Origin of the sequence: Actinosynnema sp. NPDC023658 (genome assembly GCF_040639995.1) — a bacterium.
GTDB lineage: Bacteria > Actinomycetota > Actinomycetes > Mycobacteriales > Pseudonocardiaceae > Actinosynnema.
This window is the reverse complement of sequence record NZ_JBFAAX010001067.1, coordinates 1-1,821: the sequence shown is the minus strand read 5'-3', so window position 1 is coordinate 1,821 and position 1,821 is coordinate 1. Positions and strand designations below refer to the sequence as shown.

Genomic DNA, 1,821 nt, shown 5'->3' with positions numbered 1-1,821 from the left:
AGCCCCCAGGGTGCTCGTGCTCGGCCTCGCCCTGGTCGCCGCCACGGCCGCCGCCGCACCGGCCGCGCAAGCCGACCCGCCCCGCCGCGGTGGGTCGTCCGACCTCGGCGTGAACGTCCGGGTGTTCGACCCGTCCACGCCGGTCGCGGAGATCCAGGCGGCCCTCGACGCGACGCACGCCGCCCAGGTCGACAACGAGATGGGCGCCCAGCGGTACGCGTTCCTGTTCAAGCCCGGCCAGTACGGCACGGCGGAGCAGCCGCTCCAGATCAAGGTCGGCTACTACACCGAGATCGCCGGCCTCGGCGCCTCTCCCACCGACGTGGTGATCAACGGCAAGGTCGAGGTCTACAACCGCTGCCTGGCCGACGGCGGCACGGGCAACTGCCTGGCGCTGGTCAACTTCTGGCGCACGCTCGGCAACCTCACCATCAACATCAACGGCGCGGGCCAGGACGGCTGCCGCTCCGGGGCGAACTTCTGGGCTGTGTCCCAGGCCGTGTCGCTGCGCCGGCTCAACGTCACCAGCGGCACGTTCACGCTGATGGACTACTGCACCGCCGGCCCGCAGTACGCCAGCGGCGGGTTCATCGCGGACTCCAGGCTGCCGTCGGTCGTCAACGGCTCGCAGCAGCAGTGGCTGACCCGCAACAGCGAGCTCGGCAGCTGGTCGAACGGCGTGTGGAACCAGGTGTTCTCCGGTGTCACGGGCGCTCCCGACGACTCGGCGTTCCCGAACCCGCCCTACACCACGCTCGACACCACCCCGGTGAGCCGCGAGAAGCCGTACCTGTTCGTGGACGCCAACGGCAGGTACAACGTCCGCGTCCCGTCGGCGCGCAAGAACACCAGCGGCGTCTCGTGGGGCAACGGCGTCACGCCCGGCCGCACGATCCCGCTGAGCGACTTCTACGTCGCCAAGCCGGGCGACTCGGTCCGGGAGATCAACACCGCGCTGCTGCTCGGCAAGCACCTGCTGCTCACGCCGGGCGTCTACGACATCGCCCGCAGCATCGAGGTCAAGCGGCCCGACACGGTCGTGCTCGGCATCGGGCACGCCACGCTCACCGCGGTCGGCGGCGCCGTCCCGCTGGACGTCGCGGGCGTGCCGGGTGTCGTCGTCGCCGGTGTCACGGTCGACGCCGGGACCGAGCTGTCCCCGGTGCTGCTGCGCGTCGGCAAGCAGCACGGCCTGAACTGGAGCTCGCCGGCCAACCCCACCACCCTCTCCGACGTGTACTTCCGCGTCGGCGGGCCGCACGTGGGCAAGGCGGACACCGCGCTGGAGGTCAACAGCGACAACGTGCTCATCGACCACACGTGGGTGTGGCGGGCGGACCACGGCGTCGAGGGCTTCACCGACACCCAGCGCTGGAACACCAACACCGGCCGGACCGGTGTGGTCGTCAACGGCGACCACGTGACCGCGACCGGGCTGTTCGTCGAGCACTTCCAGCGGCACAACACCGTCTGGAACGGCGAGGACGGCACCACCGTGCTCTACCAGAACGAGCTGCCCTACGACCCGCCGACGCAGGCGGACTGGATGAAGGGCGACGTCGAGGGCTGGGCGGGCTACAAGGTCGGTGACCGGGTCCGCAGGCACACGCTGCACGGCGGTGGCGTCTACGTGTTCAACCAGAACAACCCGTCCATCCACACCGAGAACGGCTTCGAGGTCCCCACGACGCCCGGGGTGAAGCTGCACCACATCATGACCGTCAACCTCAGCGCGGGCACGGTCGACCACGTCGTCAACGGCGTGGTTCGAGTCGCTTCCCACCGAGGCGGCCTGATGGGTAGACGGCCGATGCCGGTGGG

General features: G+C 70.3%; 1 protein-coding gene. It reads left to right on the top strand.

Going from position 1 to position 1,821, the window contains the following annotated elements:
* A partial coding sequence (locus AB0G02_RS38130; RefSeq protein ID WP_360804760.1) for a hypothetical protein occupies positions 1-1,821 on the top strand: 1,821 nt, incomplete at both ends.